21 protein-coding genes and 1 pseudogene are annotated in these 22,802 nt (G+C 66.6%); 13 read left to right on the forward strand and 9 right to left on the reverse strand.

The window, feature by feature from the left end; translation table 11 throughout:
• Nucleotides 1-18: 18 nt before the first annotated feature.
• From ACH49N_RS16440 to ACH49N_RS16475, 8 genes and pseudogenes are all read right to left on the reverse strand, one after another.
• On the reverse strand, nucleotides 19-954 hold the full coding sequence (locus tag ACH49N_RS16440; protein ID WP_358274484.1) for a D-isomer specific 2-hydroxyacid dehydrogenase family protein: 936 nt from the start codon (nucleotides 952-954) through the stop codon (nucleotides 19-21).
• Nucleotides 955-963: 9 nt separating this feature from the next.
• Nucleotides 964-1,362, reverse strand: a complete 399-nt coding sequence (locus tag ACH49N_RS16445; RefSeq protein WP_109328926.1) for an ectoine synthase — start codon at nucleotides 1,360-1,362, stop codon at nucleotides 964-966.
• Between the two features lie 17 nt (nucleotides 1,363-1,379).
• Nucleotides 1,380-2,657 (reverse strand): diaminobutyrate--2-oxoglutarate transaminase, encoded by a 1,278-nt coding sequence (gene ectB, locus ACH49N_RS16450; protein WP_159921399.1) that lies wholly within the window; start codon nucleotides 2,655-2,657, stop codon nucleotides 1,380-1,382.
• 27 nt (nucleotides 2,658-2,684) lie between these two features.
• The gene (gene ectA / locus ACH49N_RS16455; protein WP_159921401.1) at nucleotides 2,685-3,197 is read right to left on the reverse strand and encodes a diaminobutyrate acetyltransferase; all 513 of its coding nucleotides are present in this window, start codon (nucleotides 3,195-3,197) and stop codon (nucleotides 2,685-2,687) included.
• Between the two features lie 190 nt (nucleotides 3,198-3,387).
• Nucleotides 3,388-5,487 carry a DEAD/DEAH box helicase gene (locus ACH49N_RS16460; protein ID WP_358274483.1) on the reverse strand — a complete coding sequence of 700 codons (2,100 nt, stop codon included), beginning with the start codon at nucleotides 5,485-5,487 and terminating at the stop codon, nucleotides 3,388-3,390.
• A 58-nt stretch (nucleotides 5,488-5,545) separates the two neighbouring features.
• The gene (locus tag ACH49N_RS16465; protein ID WP_159921405.1) at nucleotides 5,546-6,412 is read right to left on the reverse strand and encodes a ribokinase; all 867 of its coding nucleotides are present in this window, start codon (nucleotides 6,410-6,412) and stop codon (nucleotides 5,546-5,548) included.
• 10 nt (nucleotides 6,413-6,422) lie between these two features.
• Entirely contained in the window at nucleotides 6,423-7,892 is a 1,470-nt protein-coding gene (locus ACH49N_RS16470; RefSeq protein ID WP_358274480.1) for an MFS transporter, read from the reverse strand.
• A gap of 244 nt (nucleotides 7,893-8,136) precedes the next feature.
• Nucleotides 8,137-9,236: pseudogene (locus ACH49N_RS16475) on the reverse strand (NADH:flavin oxidoreductase/NADH oxidase).
• Nucleotides 9,237-9,350: 114 nt separating this feature from the next.
• Here ACH49N_RS16475 and ACH49N_RS16480 point away from each other — a divergent pair.
• From ACH49N_RS16480 to ACH49N_RS16535, 12 genes are all read left to right on the forward strand, one after another.
• Nucleotides 9,351-10,628: a glutamate-5-semialdehyde dehydrogenase gene (locus ACH49N_RS16480; RefSeq protein WP_159921411.1), complete on the forward strand. Its 1,278-nt coding sequence runs from the start codon at nucleotides 9,351-9,353 to the stop codon at nucleotides 10,626-10,628.
• 49 nt (nucleotides 10,629-10,677) lie between these two features.
• Complete coding sequence (locus ACH49N_RS16485; protein ID WP_159921413.1) at nucleotides 10,678-11,589, forward strand: MoxR family ATPase; 912 nt, start codon at nucleotides 10,678-10,680, stop codon at nucleotides 11,587-11,589.
• 8 nt (nucleotides 11,590-11,597) lie between these two features.
• Nucleotides 11,598-13,058, forward strand: coding sequence for a VWA domain-containing protein (locus ACH49N_RS16490; RefSeq protein WP_358274478.1), 1,461 nt, complete (start codon nucleotides 11,598-11,600; stop codon nucleotides 13,056-13,058).
• A 19-nt stretch (nucleotides 13,059-13,077) separates the two neighbouring features.
• Nucleotides 13,078-13,773, forward strand: a complete 696-nt coding sequence (nadD, locus tag ACH49N_RS16495; RefSeq protein ID WP_109328945.1) for a nicotinate-nucleotide adenylyltransferase — start codon at nucleotides 13,078-13,080, stop codon at nucleotides 13,771-13,773.
• Between the two features lie 29 nt (nucleotides 13,774-13,802).
• Entirely contained in the window at nucleotides 13,803-14,228 is a 426-nt protein-coding gene (rsfS, locus tag ACH49N_RS16500) for a ribosome silencing factor (RefSeq protein WP_109328947.1), read from the forward strand.
• Nucleotides 14,225-14,884: a histidine phosphatase family protein gene (locus ACH49N_RS16505; RefSeq protein WP_358274475.1), complete on the forward strand. Its 660-nt coding sequence runs from the start codon at nucleotides 14,225-14,227 to the stop codon at nucleotides 14,882-14,884. Before rsfS ends, ACH49N_RS16505 begins: the two co-directional genes overlap by 4 nt.
• On the forward strand, nucleotides 14,871-15,668 hold the full coding sequence (gene octT, locus ACH49N_RS16510) for a diglucosylglycerate octanoyltransferase (RefSeq protein ID WP_358274474.1): 798 nt from the start codon (nucleotides 14,871-14,873) through the stop codon (nucleotides 15,666-15,668). Before ACH49N_RS16505 ends, octT begins: the two co-directional genes overlap by 14 nt.
• Nucleotides 15,669-15,672: 4 nt before the next feature.
• Nucleotides 15,673-16,539, forward strand: coding sequence for a DegV family protein (locus ACH49N_RS16515; RefSeq protein WP_358274472.1), 867 nt, complete (start codon nucleotides 15,673-15,675; stop codon nucleotides 16,537-16,539).
• 67 nt (nucleotides 16,540-16,606) lie between these two features.
• The gene (locus ACH49N_RS16520) at nucleotides 16,607-17,479 is read left to right on the forward strand and encodes a ComEA family DNA-binding protein (RefSeq protein ID WP_358274471.1); all 873 of its coding nucleotides are present in this window, start codon (nucleotides 16,607-16,609) and stop codon (nucleotides 17,477-17,479) included.
• Nucleotides 17,476-19,047 carry a ComEC/Rec2 family competence protein gene (locus ACH49N_RS16525; RefSeq protein ID WP_358274469.1) on the forward strand — a complete coding sequence of 524 codons (1,572 nt, stop codon included), beginning with the start codon at nucleotides 17,476-17,478 and terminating at the stop codon, nucleotides 19,045-19,047. The genes ACH49N_RS16520 and ACH49N_RS16525 overlap by 4 nt, the downstream gene beginning before the upstream one ends.
• Before the next feature lie 55 nt (nucleotides 19,048-19,102).
• Nucleotides 19,103-20,062, forward strand: coding sequence for a TIGR03557 family F420-dependent LLM class oxidoreductase (locus ACH49N_RS16530; protein ID WP_358274467.1), 960 nt, complete (start codon nucleotides 19,103-19,105; stop codon nucleotides 20,060-20,062).
• Between the two features lie 122 nt (nucleotides 20,063-20,184).
• Nucleotides 20,185-20,355: a hypothetical protein gene (locus tag ACH49N_RS16535; protein ID WP_204164911.1), complete on the forward strand. Its 171-nt coding sequence runs from the start codon at nucleotides 20,185-20,187 to the stop codon at nucleotides 20,353-20,355.
• Between the two features lie 24 nt (nucleotides 20,356-20,379).
• Here the strand turns inward: ACH49N_RS16535 and ACH49N_RS16540 are convergent, their stop codons facing one another.
• Nucleotides 20,380-21,108: a GAF and ANTAR domain-containing protein gene (locus ACH49N_RS16540; protein ID WP_250771420.1), complete on the reverse strand. Its 729-nt coding sequence runs from the start codon at nucleotides 21,106-21,108 to the stop codon at nucleotides 20,380-20,382.
• A 128-nt stretch (nucleotides 21,109-21,236) separates the two neighbouring features.
• Between ACH49N_RS16540 and ACH49N_RS16545 the strand changes: the two genes are divergently transcribed.
• Nucleotides 21,237-22,787, forward strand: coding sequence for a carboxylesterase/lipase family protein (locus tag ACH49N_RS16545; RefSeq protein WP_358274465.1), 1,551 nt, complete (start codon nucleotides 21,237-21,239; stop codon nucleotides 22,785-22,787).
• Nucleotides 22,788-22,802 lie beyond the last annotated feature (15 nt).

Raw genomic sequence — 22,802 nt, forward strand, 5'->3', positions numbered from 1 at the left:
CTCCAGGGTAGCGCCGGGTCAGTAACCGACGACCGGATCGATCAGGGCGGTGAGCCGCTCACCGGCGACGAAACGGGTCACGTTCAACGCCACATGATCGGCGAAAGCGGGCGGACGCACGGACGGCGGGTTGGAATCGTGGGGGGTGATGATCACATTGGGCAGTTCCCAGAGCGGGTGACCGTCGGGAAGCGGCTCCGGATCCGTGACATCGAGCCCGGCGCCGCCGATGCTGCCGTTCCGCAATGCGTGCACGAGAGCATCGGTATCGATGAGCGACCCGCGGGCCACGTTGATCACCCACGACGTCGACTTCATCTGAGCCAGTTCGGCGGCGCTCACCAGGTGATGCGTCGCGGACGTCGCGGGCGCCCCGATGACGAAATGGTCGGCCCGCGGCCACACCTCGTTCAACCTGGTGGTCGGAAGCGTTTCGATGGCACCCGGAACGGGGCTGCCCGAGCGATTCACGGCGATCACGTCGGCTCCGAGCGCAGCCAGCATGGGAATGAGTGCCCGGCCGATGCCGCCTGCTCCCACCATGGCGACCGTCGCACCGCGCAGCGTGCCGACCTTGGAGTAGAAATCGTGCTGACGCCACGTTCGGGCCGCCATGTGTTCCGGCAGCACCCTCACTCCGGCCAGGAGGAGCGTCAGGGCATGTTCGGCGACTGTGGCCGCGAACGCACCCGCAGCCGACGTCCACATGATCTGGGTATCGGGTGTGATGAGTTTCGCATCGAACCACTGCTCGACTCCGGCGGAATCGAGCTGCACCCACCGAATATTGTCCGGGAGCGGGTCGGGAAACCCGATCGGGCCCGCGGTCCACACCAACGCATCGGCGGACTCGAAGGGCGACAGACGGGCGCCGCCCCGGCGCACCGCGTCCTCGAGGAGCGGGTCCGGGGCGGGTCCGATGGCAACAGCTGGAACAGCAACGTCGTCGGCCATGGTTCGACGCTACGCGGGAACCTCGATCAACGGGTAGACACCATTTTCATCGTGTACCTCACGTCCCGTCACGGGCGGGTTGAACACGCAGAGCATGCGCATTTCGGTCTCCGGCTCGACGCGGTGCCGTTCGTGCCCGTTCAGCAGGTACATCGATCCGGGTCCGAGGTCGTAAACCTTGTCGTTGTCGAGATCGACCAATTTGCCCGTGCCCTCGACCAGCCACACGGCCTCGACATGGTTGGCGTAGTGGAACTCATTGACAGTTCCCGCCTTGATCGTGGTTTCATGGAAGGAGAAGCCCACCTTGTCACCGCCGAGGACGATGCGCTTGCTGCGCCAATTGCCGTCCTCGCTGGTGATGTCGCGCTCGGTGTCGGTGATTTCTGCGGTGGTGCGAACGATCATGGGTACTCCCATCCTCTCTAGCTGCAAACCTTGCCGGTGGCCTCGGCGAGAATGCCGAGTCCGTGGTCGAGTTCCTCGTCGGTGATGGTCAGCGCCGGTAGCAGCTTGACCACCTCGTCGGAAGGTCCGGAGGTTTCGGCAAGCAGTCCCTCGTCGAAGGCGAGTTTGCAGACTTTGCCCGCATTCTCGGCCTCGTCGAAGACGAGACCCTGAACGAGGCCGCGACCGCGGGTGAAGACCTTGCCCTCGAACTGGTTGGACAGTGCGGTGAACGCCTGATGAATCTTCTCGCCCTTGGCCAGCGTCGACTGATGCAGGGCGTCGTCGGACCAGTACTGGTCCAACGCCACTTTGGAGGTGATGAATGCGGGATTGTTGCCGCGGAACGTGCCGTTGTGCTCGCCCGGACCCCACACGTCCAGTTCGCGTTTGAACAGCGTGAGCGCCATAGGGAGCCCGTAACCGCTGATCGACTTCGACAGGCAGACGATGTCGGGGGTGATGCCGGCAATCTCGAAGGAGAAGAACGGGCCGGTGCGCCCGCACCCCATCTGAACGTCGTCGACGATCAGCAGGATGTCGCGCTCCGCGCACAGCTCCGCCAAGGCGCGCAGCCACTCGGCCCGAGCAACGTTGACGCCACCTTCGCCCTGAACGGTTTCGACGATCACGGCGGCCGGACGGTTCAGGCCACTGCCCGAGTCGTCGAGGACCCGGGAGAACCAGTGGAAGTCCTCGGTGACCCCGTCGAAGTAGTTGTCGAACGGCATCGGAGTGGCGTGCACCAGCGGGATACCGGCCCCGGCACGTTTCATCGAGTTACCGGTGACCGAGAGCGCGCCGAGCGTCATGCCGTGGAACGCGTTGGTGAAGTTGATGATCGACGAACGGCCCGTGACTTTACGGGCAAGCTTCAGCGCGGCCTCGACGGTATTGGTGCCGGTGGGGCCGGGGAACTGGACTTTGTAGTCGAGGCCCCGCGGTTTCAGGATCTTGTCCTCGAAGGTCTCGAGCAGTTCGCGTTTCGCGACGGTCGACATGTCGAGACCGTGGGTGATTCCGTCACCGACGATGTAGTCGACGAGTGCCGATTTGAGCACCGGGTTGTTGTGCCCGTAGTTGAGCGAGCCGGCTCCGGCGAAGAAGTCGAGGTAGTCCTTGCCGTTCTCGTCGCGAATCCACGATCCGGACGCCGTTTCGAAAACGGTGGGCCACCCGCGGCTGTAACTGCGAACCTCGGATTCGAGGCTCTCGAAGATATCGGTATGAGCGTTAGTCGTACTGCTGTCAGTCATGTTGCTGCATTCCTCCGGGGCATGCTCTTAGCCGATCGTGTACAGATCTTCGGCTTCGTGTCCATCGGGAAAATCGTTGGGCGAGAATAACGTCTGCTTAGTGATCGCCGTATCTCGGCGACGCGCCAATGCGGTGAACAACGCGATCGATGCCTCGTTGTCGGGGCTGATCGTCGTCTCGAGATGGGTGATCCCTTCAGGCGCAAGACGATCGAGCAAGGCGCCCAGCATGCGTCCGGCAATTCCCTTGCCACGCTGGTCTGCGTCTACGGCGACCTGCCAGACAAACAGTGTCGCCGGGGATTCGGGGCGGATGTAGCCCGAAACGAATCCCACTACTCGTTCGTCGACCACTGCGACGATCGACGTGCGGCTGAAATCTCTGCACCACAACAGGTAGGCATAACTCGAGTTGAGGTCGAGCACTTCCGTGTTCCTGGCGATCTCCCAGAGCCGGACTCCATCAGAGATCTGTGGACTTCGAAACAACACCGCGTCCGGCGCGGTGGTCGGGATGGCACTCTTCTGAACAGGCGTCATTGGAAAAACCAACCTAACAACCATCTATGCCGATTTCACGTGCGTCGCGAAATTGGCCCGTCCGGGCACGGAGCCTTCGCAGGTGAGACGGGCAATGTGACGCTGCTCACGTTATGTAACTTTTCGACGATCCGCAAGCGACACACTTGTCCATTTCGAGATCTCAGGGCACTCGACCGCCGCTGCGGAGTCACTTCACGGCTGCCAGGGCGAAAGGCAGCACCGAGGTGGCGCCCGCCGCCCGCAGCGTCCGGGCAGCCATCGTCAGGGTCCAGCCGGTGTCGGTGAGGGTGTCGACGAGGAGAACAGGCCCCGTGGAACCCGAAAGTTGGGGGGTTTCCCACGCGTCTGCCAGACCGGCCACCCGGTAGGCGGAGTTCGCCGCAGAGACTGGCGGATGGCCGGGTCGTTGCCTCAGGACTCCCAGATGCTCGAGCCGTCCGATCTGGGCGAGCCGCTCCGCCAAGGAGGCCGCGAGAAGGGGATGGGTGGTCGATTCGACGGCCATGACGGCGGTGGGCCGCTGCGTCCAGTCCCACGATGCCAGCACGGCGATGCAGGCCTGCAAGACGTTCTCCGGTGCCGGACCGTCCGGTCCGTCCATCAGAGTGCGCAGTCGTTGTCCCCAGCCGAGGTCGGACAATCGGCCGAGGACACGGCCCGGTTCCGGACCGTCCGTAATTTTCCCCGATAACGCGACATCGAGCTTCTTCAGTCCCGAAGGCCACTGTTTCCGAGGCGCCAGGTCGATGCCCGGCCTCTCCAGCCGCGATCGGGTCTGAGCCACGGTGTCTGCATCCACAGCGGTGTCGTAGTGCGCGCCGGTGCAGTTGTCGCACCGGCCGCAGTCGGACGCCCCCTCGACCAGTCCCGGATCGTCGAGCTGCTCCCTCAGGAACGCCATCCGGCACGTGGTGATGCGTTGATAGTCGAGCATGGCCTGCTGCTCGGACTCACGGGCCCGTTCGAGACGTTCGTAGCGTTCGGCGTCGTAGGTCCAAGGCTGCCCGGTTCCCACCCAGCCCCCACGGACCCGGCGAACCGCACCGTCTACATCGAGAACCTTCAACACCATCTCGAGCCGCGTCCGCCCCAGTTCCACCAGTGGCTCCAGGGCCTGCGTGGACTGCGGCCGGTCGGGGTCGAGAACCTCGATGACCCGCCGCACGATGTGCTCACGGGGAAACGCCACCGATGCGAAATAGCTCCAGATCTGCCGGTCTTCCGAGCCGGGGAGCAAGATCACTTCGGCGCGATCAGTGGAACGGCCCGCACGGCCCACCTGCTGGTAGTACGAGATCGGTGACGACGGGGCACCGAGGTGCACCACGAATCCGAGATCGGGCTTGTCGAAGCCCATGCCGAGCGCCGACGTAGCCACCAGGGCTTTCACGCGGTTGTCGAGTAGATCCTGCTCGAGGCCTTCCCGTTCGCCGGCATCGGTTTGTCCCGTATAGGCGGCGACGGTGTGCCCCTGCTCGGTGAGCAAGCTAGCCAGATCTCGTGCCGCCGACACCGTCAACGCATAGATGATCCCCGACCCGGGCAGGCTGTCGAGCTTCTGGGCGAGCCACGCGGCGCGGGCCGTGGCCTCAGGAATCTGCACCACCGACAGATGTAGCGATTCGCGTTCGAGCCCGCCGCGCAACACCAGCGTTTCGCCGCCGCCCACCCCGAGCTGGGTCGAGACATCGGTGACCACGCGGTCGTTTGCGGTAGCCGTGGTCGCAAGCACGGGAATACCCTGCCCGAGCTCGCCGATGAGCGTGCGGATGCGCCGATAGTCCGGGCGGAAGTCGTGGCCCCAATCCGAGACACAATGGGCTTCGTCGACGACGACCAGGCCGGCGTCGGCGGCGAGGGAAGGAAGAACCTGGTCGCGGAAGTCGGGGTTGTTCAGGCGTTCCGGGCTGACCAACAAGACATCCAGCTCTTGCGCCGCGACACGGGCGTGAATGTCGTCCCACTCCGTGACGTTGCCCGAGTTGATCGTGGCGGCCCGGACCCCCGCCCGTTCTGCCGACGCCACCTGATTCCGCATGAGGGCGAGAAGCGGCGACACAATGACGGTCGGCCCGTGCCCGTCGGCCCTCAACAGCTTGGCCGCGATGAAGTAGACAGCTGATTTACCCCACCCGGTCCGCTGGACGACGAGCGCGCGTCGTCGGCCCACGACGAGCGCCTCGATGGCAGTCCACTGGTCGTCCCGCAGCCGCGCTTCGGGTCCTGCCAGCTCTCGGAGCAGGCGTTCGGCCTCGTCGCGGAGTGCGGGCGTGGTGGCGGTGGTCATGACCCCATGGTGCACGACTGCTGTGACACTCCACCTGCGGCGAGGGGGAACGGCCTGCTCAGCGGTGCAGAGCTGTCTCGATGGCGGTGCGGGTGGGGGAGGATGTCGAGGCTCCTCGCCGGGTGGTCGCGAGTGCGCCTGCCGCGGTCGCGAACGGCAGCGCGGCCTCGGGGCCGCGCATCCACGACACCGCCAGAGCGCCTGCGAACGCGTCACCGGCACCCGTCGTGTCGACTACCTCGACCGAGGGGGCGTCGGCATGTACGGCGGCGCCGCCGGGGTTCGTGTACTCGGCGCCGGATCCGCCGAGTGTGGTCACCAGGTGGGGGACGGCGGAAATCACGTCGGGTCCGAGTTGCGCGGCTTCTGTCTCGTTGACCACCAGCACATCGACGAGTGCTACGAGTTCTCGGGGAAGCGGCTGAGCGGGTGAGGGATTGAGCATCACCACCGTGTCGTGTTCGGCGGCGTGCGCGGCTGCGGCGAGCACGGTCGCGACCGGTATCTCGAGTTGGCAGAGGAGCACGTCGGCGGCCGCGATGGCCTCGAGATCTGCCGGTTCGAGATCGGTCAGGGTGCTGTTGGCGCCCGGGACCACCACGATGCTGTTCTGTCCGGCGGCGTCGACGGTGATGGTCGCGATTCCACTCGGCCCGTCGACCTCGCGGAGGTGGGTGGTGTCGACTTCGGCCTCCACCAGGGTTTGGCGCAGTTCGAGGGCGAACGTATCGGATCCGACGGCGCCGATGAATGTGACCCGTCCCCCTGCCCGCGCCGCGGCGATGGCCTGATTCGCGCCTTTGCCGCCGGGGGTGGCGGCAAAGGCGCTGCCCAGAATGGTCTCGCCGGGGGCGGGTAATCGTTCGGTCGCCGTCAGCAGATCCATGTTGACGCTGCCGACCACGGCGATCCTGGGAGCGGACATGATGGAAAGACTATCCCGCGTCGACGGCGTCCGCCTCGTGCTCGGACCTCGGTGACTCGCCGGCCTTCGTCCGCCGCAACCGGCCGAGGACACGACGAGCTTCCGCCTCCGTGGCGACGGCAGGCGGCGATCCGTCGAGCGGCTTGCGGGCGGTCTCGGAGATGAGGAGGACCGCGATGGCCCCGATCACTGCGGCCACCATCATGTACATCGGAGCGACGAGATCGCTGCCGGTCGCGTCCTGCAGGGCGGTCAGCACCAGAGGCGTGGTACCACCGAAGATCGAGACGGCGAGGTTGTATCCGATCGCGAGGCCGCCGTAGCGGATTCCCGTCGGGAAGAGTGCAGGAAGGACCGAGGGGAAGACGCCGACGAACAGCAGCAGTAGTCCGCCGAGCATCGCGAGGCCGACGAAGACGGTGACGTAGTGCCCGACACCGATCAGCAGGTACGCGGGCAGCGACAGTGCGAAGAATCCGACGAAGCCGGTCAGCAGCAACGGTTTACGACCCACCCGGTCGGACAGCTTTCCGACGAAGCTGATGCACACCATCATGATGAGCATCACGACGATCATGAGGACGAGGCCGTGCGACTCGTCGTAGCCGAGCGTGTTCGACAGGTACGTCGGCATGTAGCTGAGCAGACCGTAGTGCGCGATGTTGTAGGCGGCGACGAGGATGACGCACAGTACGAGGGGCCGCCAATTGTCGACCAGTGTCTCGCGCAATTTTCGGCCGGTGGATTCTTCTGCGAGAGAACGTTCCTCAGCCTGCTGTTGCTGCTGGAAGGCCGGCGTCTCTTCGAGCCGCAGGCGCAGGTAGAGGCCGATGAGTCCCAGGGGACCGGCGAGCAGGAACGGGATTCGCCATGCCCAGTCGACCAGAGCGTCGGCGCTGACTGCGCTGCTGATGACGGTGACGAGCCCCGCCGCCGCGACATACCCGGCCAACGTGCCGAATTCGAGGAAACTCGCGAAGAAGCCGCGACGCTTGTCGGGCGCGTACTCGGCGACGAACGTACTGGCGCCACCGTATTCGCCGCCGGTCGAGAATCCCTGTACGAGGCGAAAGAGTACGAGAAGGATCGGTGCCAGGATGCCGATCGATTCGTAGCTCGGGATCACGCCGATCGCGAAAGTGCTTCCCGCCATGAGGATGATGGTGGTGGCAAGCACCTTCTTGCGGCCGATACGGTCGCCGAGCGGACCGAAGAAGAAACCGCCGAGCGGCCGGACGATGAAGGCTGCGGCGAAGATTGCGAACGTCGACAGTAGCTGCGCCGTGCCGCTGGCCTCGGGAAAGAACACCTGGCCGATGGTGGTCGCGAGGTAGGCGTAGACGCCGAAGTCGAACCATTCCATGGCGTTGCCGAGCATGGTCGCTTTGACGGCCCGCGAGACCGAGGCCTCGTCGATGACGGTGACGTCGGGTGACTGCGCCACCTCGTCCGCGGTGATGGAGTGATCTGGTGCATTCATGAGTCGTGCGCTCCCCAGCGCCGGTATCACCCACGCGGGGCACGTACCTGATGCACGCATCTTTTCGTCGCCCGCCGGGTGAAGTGCTGGTCGGGTCTCCTGGCCACGGACCCTTCGGCGCGATGCGGCCCCCGCCGATCGGCTCTGGCTCGTGGCTGGTCCCGCCCACCGTCCGGGGTGCGGGACTACCAGCTGTAAGAGCGATTACCGTAGCAAAGGATGCGGGGGCTTGTCGGCTCGAGCCTCAGTACGCCCGGGCGTACTGCGCCGGAATCTGCGGCGTCACCTGCGCATTCAATGCCAGTGCGGCTTTTCGCGGCCAATACGGGTCGCGGAGCAGTTCGCGCCCGAGGAACACGGCGACGGCTTCTCCCGACTCCACGATTCGCTCGGCCTGCTCCGGCTCGGTGATGAGCCCGACGGCGGCGGCCGGGACCGTGGTCTCGTTCTGGATGCGACGGGCGAACGGCACCTGGTAGCCGGGCCCGACGGGGATCCGGGCGGACGCGACGCCACCGCTGGACACGTCGACGAGGTCGACGCCGAGGTCCGCGAGGGCCTGCACGAGGGACACGGTCTGATCCGGCGTCCAGCTGTCCGCGTCGAGGCCGGGCTCCTCCGAGAGCCAGTCGGTTGCCGAGACCGGACGAAGACGGGCAACTCGGCCGGCCAGACCCCGCGTACCGCGTCGACGACCTCTAGCAGGAGGCGAATGCGGCGCGCGAAGCTGCCGCCGTACTCGTCGGTGCGGTGATTGCTGACCGGTGAGAGGAACTGGTGCAGCAGATAGCCGTGTGCCGCATGGATTTCCACCACCTTGAAACCGGCCCGCGACGCCCGCTCGGCGGCGGCGGCGAAATCGGCGACCACCTTCCGGATGTCGGCGGACGTCGCCGCGGCAGGCGGGGTGTGGTCGCCGAAACCGATCGCGCTCGGCGCCACCGTCTGCCAGGACAACCGATCGTCGCCGTCGAGGCTCCCACCCCCGCGCCACGGGACGTGCGCGGAGCCCTTGCGCCCGGCGTGACCGAGCTGGATGCCCGGGACCGCGCCGAAGTACTCGAGCTGTGCGTTGATCTCCGCGAAGGCCTCGGCCTGGGTGTCGTTCCAGATGCCGATGTCGGCGGGGCTGATGCGGCCCTCCGGGCTGACTGCCGTCGCCTCGGTGAGGATCAGGCCGGCACCGCCGATGGCGCGCGTCACGAGGTGCGTCCGGTGCCAGTCATTGGGAACTCCCACATCGCGGCCCGTCACGTCGGCCGAGTACTGGCACATCGGCGCCATCCACACCCGATTGGGGACGGTGACTCCGCGGAAGGTGATGGGTTCGAACAACACGCCCACTACAGCACTCCTGCCTCTGATGGTCTCGACCAGTCGCAACCTGCGCGGGGGACGAAATCATTCCCGGTCGTTCCCGCGCCGCGCTGCACAGACCGCGGTATATAGGCTGTCTTCATGACTGCAGTGACCTCCACCGCGTCGACCGGTGCCGTGGACACCCGTGAGGCCGTTCACGCGGCGGCTCGTCGTGCCCGCACCGCGTCGCGGGTCCTTGCTCTGCTCACCACCGCGCAGAAAGACGCGGTCCTGCACGCCGCGGCCGATGCGGTGCTGGCAGCTACGACTGACGTCCTTGCCGCCAATGCGGCCGACATCGAGTCGGCCCGGGCGTCCGGCACCGAGGAATCCCTTCTCGACCGGCTCCGGCTGACCGAGGCTCGGATCGAGGGAATCGCCGCCGGACTCCGTCAAGTAGCGGGTCTGCCCGATCCGATCGGTGAAGTGGTGCGCGGATCCACACTGCCCAATGGACTCGAACTGCGACAGCTCCGAGTGCCGCTGGGTGTGGTGGGCATGGTGTACGAGGCCCGTCCCAACGTCACCGTGGACGCGTTCGGCCTGGCCCTGAAGTCGGGCAACGCTGCGCTTCTGCGTGGATCCTCGTCCGCGGCGAAGTCGAATGCGGCGCTGGTCGTCGCATTGCGCGCCGCGCTGGCTGCGCAGGAGCTGCCGGAAGACGCGGTGCAATTACTGCCCACCGAGGACCGCTCGAGTGTCACCCATCTCATCCAGGCGCGCGGTTTGGTTGACGTCGTCATCCCTCGGGGCGGCGCCGGACTGATCAGCGCCGTCGTACGAGACGCCTCCGTCCCCACCATCGAGACGGGCGTGGGTAACTGCCACGTCTACATCCATGCCGCCGCGGACCTGGAGATGGCCGAACGAATCCTGCTCAACTCGAAGACGCGGCGGCCGAGCGTCTGTAATACCGCGGAGACGGTTCTGGTCGACGCCGCCATTGCCGACGTCGCCGTCCCGAAGCTCCTGCAGGCGCTGCAGACGCACAGTGTCACCGTCCACGGAGATCTTCCCGGCATGGTGCCCGCCACCGAGACAGACTGGTCGGACGAATATCTCACCCTCGATGTGGCGCTGAAGGTCGTCGACGATCTCGATGCCGCGGTAGAGCACATCGATCGATATGGAACCGGTCACACCGAGGCCATCGTGACCGCCGACCTGTCGGCCGCGCGCGAGTTCACCGCCCGCGTCGATGCCGCCGCCGTCATGGTCAACGCGTCGACCGCCTTCACCGACGGCGAGCAGTTCGGTTTCGGCGCCGAGATCGGGATCTCCACCCAGAAGCTCCACGCCCGCGGTCCGATGGGGCTGCCGGAACTCACCTCCACGAAGTGGATCGTGTGGGGGGACGGGCACACGCGTCCGGCCTAGCACCGCAGTTCGACCACCAATTTCCGCAAGCCCATCGAAAGGAGCGAGCGTGGATCGCGCACTACCCACCACGACGCCGTTGTTCGCGAGCGTCGACGACGTGATCGCCCGGCTCGCCGAAACCGGCTACCTGGCAGACAAGGGCACCGCGACCGCGGTGTTTCTCGCCGACCGGCTCGGTAAGCCCCTGCTCATCGAGGGACCGGCGGGTGTCGGCAAGACAGAGCTGGCCCGAGCCGTCGCACAGACGACCGACGCCGAACTGGTGCGGTTGCAGTGCTATGAGGGCGTCGACGAGGCTCGCGCGCTCTACGAGTGGAACCACGCGAAGCAGATCCTGCGCATCCAGGCCGGAGCGAGCGCAGCGACGGGGAATGTTCACGGCAGCGACAGCAGCTGGGACTCCACCAAGGCGGATGTCTTCTCGGAGGAGTTCCTGCTGTCGCGTCCGCTGCTGACTGCGATCCGGCGCGAGGATCCGACGGTGCTGCTCATCGACGAGACCGACAAGGCGGACGTCGAGATCGAGGGCCTGCTCCTCGAGGTGCTCAGCGATTTCGCGGTCACCGTTCCCGAGCTGGGAACGATCACGGCCGTCCGGAAGCCGTTCGTGCTTCTCACCTCAAACGCCACCCGTGAGTTGTCCGAGGCGCTCAAGCGTCGCTGCCTCTTCCTCCACCTCGACTTCCCGGATGCCGAACTCGAACGCAAGATTCTGGCGAGTCGAGTCCCGGAGCTTCCGGAAGCGATCGCCGAGCAGTTGGTGGCGACCATCCGGGTGCTGCGCGGAATGCAGTTGAAGAAACTGCCCTCGGTAGCCGAGACGATCGACTGGGGCCGCACGCTCCTCGCGCTCGGGTTGGACACCCTCGACGACGACGCCGTGCGGGCCACCCTGGGCGTGGTCCTCAAACACCAATCCGACCAGCAGCGCGCCGCTGCCGAACTGCGACTGAACTGAGGGTTCCCATGGCTGCAGGTGGTCCTCCCACGTCCCGGTCGGCAACATCGGGGCCCGCCGCGCCGCACGGGTTACCCGGCCACCTGGTCGACTTCGTCGAGGCGTTGCGGCGGCGCGGCATCATGGTGGGCCCGTCGGAGACCGTCGACGCCGGGCAGGTCATGTCCGTCCTCGATCTCCTCGACCGCGAGGCACTCCGAGAGGGACTGGCGTGCGCCCTGCTACGCCGTCCCACTCACCGCTCCACGTTCGACGCTCTTTTCGATCTGTGGTTCCCCGCGGCCGTCGGGAATCGGTCGAGCGGGGCCGTCGACACCAGGCTTCCGCGAACCGAGAAGGGCGACATCGATTACGACGCCCTGCGTGAGTTGATCGTCGAACTCCTTGCCGACGGGTCGCCCGAAGCGCTCGAACTCACCGAACTCCTGACCGCGCAGATGGTCGAAGAACTCGGGCAGTACCAGTCGGCGAACGGGCCGTCGTTCTCCGCCTACCAGGCGTTGCGGGACGTGGCGCCCGAGACCCTGCTGAAGAAGATCCTCGACGGACTCCTGGGCAATCAGCAGGTCGGCGAAGCCCGAATGACGGAGAGCTACGAATCCGAGGTGGCCAAACGCACCGCGGCGCAGCGGATCGCCGACTTCCGCAAGATGGTCGAGAAGGAGACGCGTCGGCGGTCGGCCGAGAACCTGGGCAAGGAGCGGGTGGCGTCGTACGGCGTGCCGCGGCTGGCCGAGGAAGTGGACTTCCTGCGCGCGTCGGACTCCGAGCTGACCGCTCTCAAACGTAACGTCACCCCGCTCGCCAGACTGCTGGCCAGCCGGCTCGCGGTGCGCCGCAGTCGTCATCGCGCCGGGTCGATCGATCTCCGGCGGACCCTGCGCAAGTCGATGTCCACCGGGGGAGTGCCCATCGATCTCGTCCAGCGCAAGCCGAGACGCGCCCGCCCGGAACTGGTGGTGATGTGCGACGTGTCGGGTTCGGTGGCGGGGTTCAGCCACTTCACATTGCTGCTCGTCCATGCGCTACGGGAGCAGTTCTCGCGGGTGCGGGTGTTCGCTTTCATCGACACCACCGACGAAGTCACCCGATTCTTCGACACCGGCGCAGACCTCGGAAACGCGATGTCGCGGATGATCCGCGAGGCCGACCTCGTCAGCTACGACGGGCACTCCGACTACGGCAACGCATTCGGTGTGTTCGCGGAGCGGTTCACCTCGAGCATTACCTCGCGCACCTCACTGCTCGTCCTCGGGGACGGCCGCAACAACTATCGCGACCCCAATCTGGAGGCGCTGGCGCGTCTGGTGTCGGTGGCCAAGCATGCGCACTGGCTCAACCCCGAGCCACGCGGACAGTGGGGTTCCGGGGATTCGGCCGCCAAGGTGTACAACGAGGTCATCAGCATGCACGAGTGCCGCTCCGCGCAGCAGCTCGCCTCGGTGGTCGCCGGGTTGCTCCCGGTATGACCACGTAAGCTCGGCACTCGTGGAACAGGGAACAACGGGCGCACGTCGGCGCCGTCTCGGGGTCATGGGCGGCACCTTCGACCCCATTCACCACGGTCACCTCGTGGCCGCCAGCGAAGTCGCCGACCGGTTCGGCCTCGACGAGGTGATCTTCGTACCCACCGGCAGGCCCTGGCAGAAGCAGGGGAAAGTGGTCAGCCCCGCGGAGGACCGGTACTTGATGACGGTCATCGCCACTGCGTCGAACCCACGGTTCTCGGTGAGCCGGGTGGACGTCGACCGCCGGAAAGTCACCTACACCGTCGACACTCTGCGCGATCTCCGCAGCTTCCATCCCGACGCCGAGCTGTACTTCATTACCGGTGCCGATGCCCTGGCGAGTATTCTGTCGTGGCAGGACTGGGAGGAACTGTTCTCACTGGCGAAATTTGTGGGAGTGTCGCGCCCGGGATTCGATCTCAATACCGAACATCTGGCCGCTCATCTCGACGCGCTGCCGGAGGACGCGGTCACGTTGATCGAGATACCGGCGCTGGCGATCTCCTCGACGGAATGTCGGCGGCGCGCCAGCCGGCACCGGCCTGTGTGGTATCTGGTGCCGGACGGCGTGGTCCAGTACATCTCGAAGCGGAACCTGTATCGGCCGCCGGACGCCGAGCGCCTGGACGGTGCGACGACGATGTCCGAACCGGCCCCCGGCAAGACCAAGAGCTAGCACTTTTTCAACGAACTGGAGAACATCGAGTGAGCGCAACGACCGAAGCCATCGCGATGGCACGCATCGCGGCAGTGGCGGCCGACGAGAAGCTGGCCTCCGATGTGGTGGTGCTCGATGTTTCCGAGCAGCTGGTCATCACCGACTGCTTCGTCATCGCGTCGGCGCCCAACGAGCGCCAGGTGAACGCGATAGTCGAGAACATCGAGGAACGTCTGCGTGAGGCCGGTCACAAGCCGGTGCGCCGTGAAGGCACCCGGGAGGGTCGGTGGGCGCTGCTGGACTTCGTGGACGTCGTCATCCACGTGCAGCACAACGAGGAACGTAACTTCTACGCACTCGAGCGGCTCTGGAAGGACTGCCCCACCGTCCCGGTCGACGGGATCGGCCTGCACGCCCCCGCGACCAACGGTGCTGATCCCGGCTCCGCGAACAGTGAGGAATCCGAGCAGTGACGGACGCTCCGCGCGCCCCGCGACGGCTCATTCTGCTGAGGCACGGCCAAACCGCGTACAACGCCGGAAACCGCATGCAGGGTCAGCTCGACACCGACCTGTCCGAACTCGGCCGGAGGCAGGCCCGCGCTGCTGCCGCCGTCCTCGTCGGTCGCTCACCGATCTCTATCGTGTCCTCGGACCTGCGGCGTGCGTACGACACGGCGGTGGAGATCGGCGACAACGCCGGACTGCCGGTGCAGATCGACGAGCGTCTGCGGGAAACCCATCTCGGTGAGTGGCAGGGGCTGACTCACCTCGACGTCGACGCGCGGGCGCCGGGTGCTCGCGCGGCGTGGCGTAGCGACGCGACGTGGGCACCGCCCGGCGGAGAGAGCCGTGTCGATGTCGCGCGCCGCAGCACGCCGGTGGTGGCCGAGCTTCTCGAGAAGTACGAGGATTGGGCCGAACAGCCCGTCGTGCTGGTTGCCCACGGCGGATTGATTGCTGCACTCACCGCGGCGCTTCTCGATCTTCCTGTCAGTCATTGGCCGGTGCTCGGTGGTCTCGGTAACACCAGCTGGGTTCAGCTCAGTGCGCACGGAAACTCCGACTCGCCGAGCTGGCGCCTGGACGTCTGGAACGCATCCGCGAGCGTGGCAAGTGACGTCCTCTGACATGGAGGCCGGTTCCGGAGAGCGGCCGGTCCTTCTCGTGCTCGCCGATTCACTGTCCTACTACGGGCCCAAGGGCGGCTTGCCGTCCAACCATCCCGACATCTGGCCCAACATCGTTGGGCGCGAGCTGGACTGGGACGTGGAGCTTGTTGCGCGGATCGGTTGGACCAGTCGTGACGTCTGGTGGGCCCTGACCCAGGACCCCCGTGTGTGGTCGGCCGTCCCGCGGGCGGGTGCTGTCGTGTTCGCGGTCGGGGGAATGGACTCTCTGCCGTCCCCGCTGCCCACCGCGATGCGGGAGCAGCTTCGCTACATTCGTCCGCCGGCGCTGCGCAGGGTCGTGCGTACTGCCTACCAATGGTTGCAGCCGCGGCTGTCTCCGCTCGGATGGCCGGTCGCGTTGCCCCCGAAGTTGAGCGTCGAGTACCTCGAAAGCTCCCGGGCGGCGCTCGAATACATGCGACCGGAACTGCCCGTCGTCGGCACTCTCCCGTCCGTCCACCGCAGTGAGGCCTACGGCAAGGTGCACTCCGGCCGGCCGGGTGCTGTCGCGGCCATCACGGGGTGGGCGGAGGACAAGAACGTTCCGCTCGTCGACCTCGCGGAGGCTGTGCGAGCCGACATCTTCGGTGGCCGAGGCAATCCGGACGGAATCCACTGGGGCTGGGACGGTCACGCCCAGGTAGCGGCGGCCATGCTGACCGCTCTTCGTGCCACCGGAGCGGCACCGACGCTGGGCGAAGACATCACTGCCGCGGACGCGGTGTCGAGCAGGGCCGAGTAGTCCCATGCCCGTTGTCGTTGTCACCGATTCGTCGGCCTCGCTCGTTCCCGAGGTCGTCGAGGAGCAAGCAATCCAGGTCGTGCCCCTTCATGTTCTCAGTGGCGACGAGGACTTTCGCGAGGGAATCGACGTCATTCCGGAGGACCTCGCCGGCGTCACCACCGCGGGTGCCTCGCCCGGCGAGCTGTCCGAGGCCTACGCGGCGGCGTGGGAAGCGAGCGAGGGCGCCGGCGTGGTCGCCGTGCACATCTCCCGCCAGTTGTCGGGAACCTGGGAGGCCGGACGACAGGCGGCGCAGGAGTTCGACGGTCGCGTGCGCATCGTCGATTCCCAGTCGGCTGGAATGGGTTTGGGATACCCGGTGCTGGAAGCAGCACGGTTGGCGATGAGCGGTGCCGACCTCGAGACGGTGTACCGGCGGGCTGTCGACGTAGCGGGTCGCAGCCGTTGCCTGATTGTCGTGGACCGGCTCGATCAGTTGCGCCGCGGGGGGCGGATCGGCGCGGCGGCCGCGTTGCTCGGCACCGCGCTGGCGATGAAACCGGTGCTGCATCTCGTGGATGGACGACTCGTCCTGAAGGAGAAAACCCGGACCTCCACCAAGGCGATGGCGAAGATGATCGATTCCGCCGTCGAGCTGGCAGGGGTGGACAGAACCTCGGTGGCTGTGCATCACATGCATGCACCCGACCGGGCCGAGTCGGTCGCGCAGCGGCTGAAAGAACGAATTCCGCAGGTCAGCGACCTCGTAGTCACTGATTTCAGTTCGGTGATCGGGGCCCACGTGGGGGCAGGCGCTATCGGCGTCGTTCTCTGCCCGGAGCCCGCCGAGGGCTATGCAGACGCCGATTCATCCACAACCTCGAGCTGATCCACAGGCCAATTTTTCTCACCCACAACCTCGCTGATCGGCCGCCGCGACGTTCTACCTTCTCTGCATGGGCAACAGGGAAGAGCGTTCGCGAGGACGGAGCCGTCTTACGTTCATCACGTCGGGGGAGGACGCGCATCTTCCTCCGGGTGCGGTAGCCCCGTCCGGCCCCTCCACACCGGGATGGTTGGCGCACGCCGAGGACGCCGAAACCGAGGACGCGCCGTCGTGGTCTGCGCAAGGGCGATGGTCCCGCGCCCTTCCGGAACGCTGGCGGGATGCGCGCGTCGACCCCGGCCGCGCAGGCGCAGCCGTCCTCGTCATAGTGGGGCTGATTCTGGCGACAGTCGCCGTGATCAGTGTTCGCAGCGGTCAGCCGGAGGCGCAGGCCGTGCCCTCCCTTCCCCTTGCGCACGTCCGTTCGGAGGCCACCCCCGCCGCGGAGCCGGCCGAGGCAGCTCGGCCGCAGCTTCCGCCGCCGGTGGACGAAATCGTGGTGAGCGTGGTCGGTTTGGTGAGCACGCCCGGGCTCGTGCGGCTGCCGCCTGGCTCACGGGTTGCCGACGCACTCGCCGCCGCGGGAGGAGTGCGCACCGGCGGAGACACTCTCGCTCTCAATCTGGCGCAACGACTTTCCGATGGTGACCAAATCGTGGTTGGGGTGGCCGCGCCCGGAGCGGCGCCCAGTGCGGTGGGCGGCGTCTCCACTCCGGGCGCCGCACCGGCGGACGGGAAGGCAACGACGGGCGGGCTCGTCGATCTGAACACGGCCACGGAGACCGAGCTCGATGCCTTGCCCGGCGTCGGCCCGGTGACCGCGGCAGCCATCATTGCGTGGCGCACCACCAATGGGAAGTTCACGGACGTGGCCCAACTCGGCGAGGTGGACGGGATCGGGCCGGTGCGCCTCGAGAAGCTACGGTCGCAGGTCACCGTGTGAGGTCCGAGCGGGAGTCGCACCGGCTCGACGTCCGCCTCGTTCCCTTCGCTGCGGCCTGCTGGGCAACGACCGGAGGCGGGATCCTGTGGGGTTCACGAACCGCGTGGTGCGTGGTGGGTGGCTCGTTTCTCGTTGCTGTCGCGCTGGTCGCGGCGAGTGTTCGGTCGGGTGACTCCCAGTGGACAGCGCATCGGACGACGGCACTGGCGTTTCTTCTGTTCGGATGCGTGTGTAGCACGGCCGTCGCCGTGCGGGTACAGGCCGCCGAGACGCACCCGATGGTGAACCTGGCGTCGAACGGTGCGTGGGTGACGTTGGTGATCGAAATCGCCGACGACCCACAGCAGCTCGCGAGTTTCGGCCGACGGGTCCGCGTCGACGCGCATCTGCGCGAGATACGCAAAGCCACCGAGACTGTTCACGCGAGTGGGTCGATAGTCGTACTCGCCCCGTCCGATGGGTGGTCCGGTCTGCTGCCGGGACAGGAGGTGGTCCTGCGAGGGCAGGTGAGCCCGCCGATGCACCGCGATCTGACTCTGGCCACGGTCCGGGTGTCCGGTCCACCCTCGGAAGTGGGACCGGCACCTCCTCACCAGCGATGGGCGGGCACCCTGCGCGCCCGGTTCACAGTCGCGGCCGCCGTTCTGCCGCCCGACGAGGCCGGACTGCTGCCTGGGCTGGTGGTGGGGGATACGTCGTCGCTGTCGGCCGAAGTGAAGGACGATTTCACGACAACCGGACTGACACACCTGACGGCGGTGTCCGGCGCGAACGTCAGCATCCTCCTGGGGGCGGTGTTGCTCCTGGTCCGGGCGCTCGGACTCGGCCCGCGGGCCGGCGCCGTTCTGGCGGTCGGCGCGCTGGTCGCTTTCGTCGTGGTGGCGAGGCCGTCGCCCAGCGTGCTGCGCGCCGCGGCGATGGGCTCGGTTGCGTTGCTCGCTCTCGTGAGCGGTCGGCGAAAGCAGGCGGTACCGGCTCTCGCCGCGGGTGTCATCGTGTTGCTGATGTGCTTTCCGGCGCTGGCTGTGGACTTCGGGTTTCTCCTGTCCGTCACGGCCACCGCGGCGTTGATCGTCGTCGCGCCGGTCTGGGTGGACCTTCTCGTTGAGCGGCGATGGCCGCGCGCGGCAGCGGAAATGGTGGCCGTCGCAGTGGCTGCCTTCGCGGTGACCGCGCCCATCGTCGCCGCAATGACGGGGACCGTGAGCGCGGTGTCGGTGGGGGCCAATCTCCTGGTCGCGCCTGTCATCGGAATCGTCACGGTGCTCGGCGCCGTCACCGCCCTCGTATCAGCGGTCTCGGTGCCGGTCGCGGAAGTGACGGTACGCCTGACGCAGTGGCCACTCTGGTGGCTCGTCACCGTGGCCGACCAGGGGTCGCGGATCCCCGGGGCGTCGATACCGGTCCCGTCGGGGCCGGTAGGCGCACTGTCCGTCCTCGCCTGCACAGTCTTGATCGGGGTGGCGTTGCGCTTCCGACGATTCCGCCTGCTGCTGTTCGGGGCCGCGGTCGGTCTCGCGCTGCTCTGGGCACCGGTGTGGCCTGCCTCTCTCGCCGGCGCTGTGTGAGTACGCCGCCGTGCGGGCAACCTGCTCGGAACTCGACGACACAGGAGGATTCCTCATGCAGGTCGGTTTCAAGCTCATGGCCGAAACGTTCGATCCACGGGAAATCGTGCGCCAAGCGGTGGAGGCCGAGCGTGCGGGTTTCGACTTCGTCGAGGTGAGCGATCATTACCATCCGTGGCTCTACAGCCACGGCCACTCGGGATTCGTGTGGTCGATGCTCGCCGCGGCCGCCGCCCGAACCAGCACGATCGGCTTGGCAACGGGTGTCACCTGCCCGTTCGTCCGCTACCACCCCGCAATCATCGCGCAGGCCGCCGCCACCACCGCAGTGCTGAGCGAAGGGCGCTTCACACTCGGTCTGGGCTCGGGAGAGCGTCTCAACGAACATGTGGTGGGCGGTGGGTGGCCGTCGGTGCGGGTGCGGCACGAGATGCTGCGCGAATCGCTCGACATCATTCGACTGCTGTGGTCGGGTGGCTACCATTCCTACGAGGGCAAGCACCTGACGTTGGACGACGCCCGCGTGCACGACCTGCCCGAGGTGCCGCCCACGATTGCCGTCGCGGCAGGGGGCGCGGACGCCGCGCGGCTCGCCGCGGAACTGGGGGACGGGTTGTTCGCCACCGAACCCGACGCCGAACTGGTGCGGGCGTACTCCGACGCCGGCGGATCGGGGCCCAAGTACGGTGAAGTGCCGCTCGCGTGGGCGCCGGACGTGGAGTCGGCCGTGAACTCGGCGCACGACAAGTTCCGTTTCGGTATGACGGGATGGAAGGTGCAGGCGGAGCTGCCGAACCCGATCAACTTCGAGGCGGCCACGGCGACAGTACGTCCGGAGGATGTCCAGGAAGGGATGGCGTGTGGTCCTGACGTGCAGCGTCATCTGGAGGTGGCAGGTAAGTTCGTCGACGCCGGGTTCGATCGTCTGGCGCTGATCAACGCGGGTCCCGACGTCGATGGATTCTTCGAATTCTTCGCGAACGAACTGAGCGAACCGTTACGGGCACTTCCGTAGGCCGCACCGATTGCGGATTCGATGCGCGATGTGTGTATGCCGCGCGGCAACTGCGACTACCATCCGGTGACAAATACTGCGGCGAATGGTCCTGAAGTGCATCCGCATTGGAGGTGAGAGGTATGTCGGAAGCTGAGCAGGCAGATCTCGATGTGGACGATGTCCTCGACGCGGGTCAGGTTCGCCGGGCGCAGCGCGTTGTCGCCGCATCATCGCTGGACGCCGACGATTGCCGGTTGCTGCTGTCCATGCTGGGCATTGCCGGGAACCCGGAGGCCGCCGAGCTGGAGTGAAGTCGGGGGCTGAACTGGTGCCGGTCAGCTCAGGTTCTTGTGGTGATGAACGATGATTTCCTCAGCCAGCGCCGAGATCTTGACGTTCATTTCCTGAGATGTCGCCTGCAGGATCGCCAGCGCCTGGTCTTCGGTGATGTTGTGAAACGCCATCATCAAGCCCAATGCCTTCCCTATCTCCCGATTGCTGGTCAACCCCGCCCGTAACGTCTCCGCTTCGAGGTGCTCATGCGCCGCGGTGAGGGCCACGGCGGCGAACGATGCGAGCATGATCCCCTGTTCGACGGATGCTGCCGTCAACGCGCCGGGCGTATCGGCGAAGAGGTTGAGGGCGCCGACCTTCCGACGCCGGACGACGAGGCGGAACCCGGCTGCACCGCGAACCGGGGTCTCGGCGAGCACCCGGCGCACCAATCGTGGCCACTCGTGTGCGGCGGTCAGGTCCGGTACCAATTGCGGTGTCTCCTCGACGATGGCATCGACACACGGACCTTCGTTTTCGCTCCGCTCCAATTCGTCCACCCGGGCGGCGATGGTGTCATTGGCCGCGGCGGTGACGAATCGACCCTTCTCGTGAAGCATCAGGCTGGCGTGGGAACAGCCGTCGACGAGAATGGGGGCGACATCGCAGACTGCTTGCTGGACATCCCGAAAGTCCGCGCCAGCGTATACCAGTTCGGCCAATCCTGTCAACGATGCCGACGCTTTGTCGACAGGCTGTGAGCGAGTCGCTTCCTGCTCGTCGTCCCGCATCGGGTCCTCCACATCCGGGCACGCCCAGTGTTGACGCCCAGTCTGCCAGATGGGGGTCGGGCCGTGCCCCGGCCGGAAGAATTGCTGGAACCGACTCGTGAATTCTTGTCGGCAGAGAAGATGGCGGCATGGTGCCGTCCACCGATAGTCCACTCGTGACCATCGCTCAGGGAACCGCGCGAGGCGTGCGCTTCGCCGGCGCACTGGTGTGGAAGGGGATACCCTATGCGGCTCCGCCGATCGGCGACCTGCGCTTCCGCGCCCCACAGGCTGCTGCGGCGTGGGAGGGCGTGCGCGACTGCTCGGTGTTCGGGCCGATAGCACCGCAGAACGAGCACGGGCCGCTGCCCATCGACCCAGGCCTCACGGTCGACGAGGATTGCCTGTCATTGAATATCTGGGCCCCCGAAGGTCCGCAGAATCGACCACGCCCCGTCATGGTGTGGATTCATGGTGGTGCCTACTACCTCGGGTCCTCGGCGCAGCGGATGTTCGATGCCTGCCATCTGGTGGAGCGCGGCGACGTCGTGGTGGTCACGATCAATTATCGACTGGGTGCTCTCGGTTTCCTGGACTTCTCGTCGTTCTCGACGGCAGAGCAGCCTTTCGATACGAACCTCGGTCTCCGCGATCAGATCGAGGCGCTGAAGTGGGTGCGAGCGAACATCGCCGCGTTCGGTGGCGACCCGGCCGATGTGACACTGTTCGGCGAGTCCGCGGGGGGCGGCGCGGTGACCACGCTGATGACGTCGCCCGCCGCGGAAGGACTCTTCCACCGGGCGATCGCCGAAAGTTCACCCGCGACCTCGGTCTACGGCAGCGACCGCGCGGCGTCTATTGCCGAGTCGTTCCTCGAACTGGTCGGCCTGGCTCCCGCCGAGGTGGGACGTCTCCGCGATCTTCCCGTCGACGTGTTGACTGCGGCCTGCGTGGAACTCGTGCAGCAGGTGCCTGCTCGCGTCCCCGGCACGCTGGCGGTTGCGCCCACCGTGGACGGTGACGTGGTACCGCACTACCCGGTGGCCGCGTTCCGTCACGGCCTCGCGCACAAGGTGCCGCTGCTGATCGGGACCAACAAGGACGAGGCGTCGATGTTCCGGCTGATGAAGTCTCCGCTCATGCCCATCACCCCGGACGCCGTCCACCAGATGTTCGTGGCGATCGCGGCCGACAACCCCGACCTGCCGGTGGACGAAGAGCAGCAGGTGGAGGCGGCATACCCCGATTACCCGAAGAGGCGGTCCGCAATGGAGATCTCACGGGACGCTGCTTTCCGGATGCCCACTTTGTGGATCGCAGAGGCCCACAGTCGCGTCGCACCCACGTGGTTGTATCGGTTCGATTACGCCACGCCTTTTCTCCGGGCGGCGCGAATCGGTGCGACCCACGGGACGGAAGTGCCCTATGTGTTCGGGAACTTCGGTGTCGTCCCCCGGGACCCCACCTTCAAGCTCGGTGGCCGCCGGGCCGCCGCTCACGTATCCGATCGGATTCAGCGGCGGTGGCTGTCCTTCGCGTCGGCGGGCAACCCGGACGGCGGGGAAACCGAAACGCCCTGGCCACGGTACGACGAGACGGACCGCGCCACGCTGTTGATCGGCAAGGCGGATGCGGTGGCGGCGGACCCCGATCGGGATCTTCGCCGTGCGTGGGGTGAAGAGGTGATCGGCTTCACGTGAGCGGGTGCTCCGGTT

It is taken from the genome of Rhodococcus sp. NPDC019647, assembly GCF_044389235.1.
Taxonomy (GTDB): Bacteria; Actinomycetota; Actinomycetes; order Mycobacteriales; family Mycobacteriaceae; genus Rhodococcus_F; species Rhodococcus_F oxybenzonivorans.